Below are 513 nucleotides of genomic sequence, written 5' to 3'. Positions count from 1 at the left end.
GTGGTAGCCCACGTAGATGGCCAGCACGAAGATGATCAGGTTGATGACGGTGTGGGATACGGGGTCCATGGCGGCTTCTCCTCGGGCTTGGCGGTTCGCTTGTTCGCTTACTTCTTCGTGACCTGGCCGTCCTGGGCCATGCGGCAGGCGGCGACGATGTCGTCTTCCAGATCGATCTTCAGGCCGCCCTCCTTGGGCAGCACGAGCTTGAGGAAGTCGAGCACGTTGCGCGCGTAGAGCGACGATGCGTCCGCGGCCACCAGGGCTGCGAGGTTCGTCTCCCCGACGATCGTCACGCCGTGCCTGACCACCGTCTTGTCGGCTTCGGACAACGGGCAGTTGCCGCCCTTCATCTCACCATTCACATCGGGGCCCTTCCCCGCGGCGATGTCCACGATGACCGAACCCGGCTTCATCGACTTGACCATCTCCTCGGTGATGAGCGTCGGAGCGGCGCGCCCCGGGATCAGCGCGGTGCTGATGACCACGTCGGCGAGCGCGACGCGCTTGGCC

At 65.1% G+C, this 513-nt stretch carries 2 pseudogenes; both read right to left on the bottom strand.

Annotated elements, in window-relative coordinates:
• Window positions 1-69, bottom strand: a pseudogene (locus tag AC1DMA_RS30115) (NAD(P) transhydrogenase subunit alpha); the annotation flags it as partial.
• 38 nt (window positions 70-107) lie between these two features.
• Window positions 108-513, bottom strand: a pseudogene (locus AC1DMA_RS30110) (NAD(P)(+) transhydrogenase (Re/Si-specific) subunit alpha); the annotation flags it as partial.

This window comes from Variovorax sp. 05N34, assembly GCF_056397405.1.
This window is presented reverse-complemented; position numbering and strand designations above follow the sequence as displayed.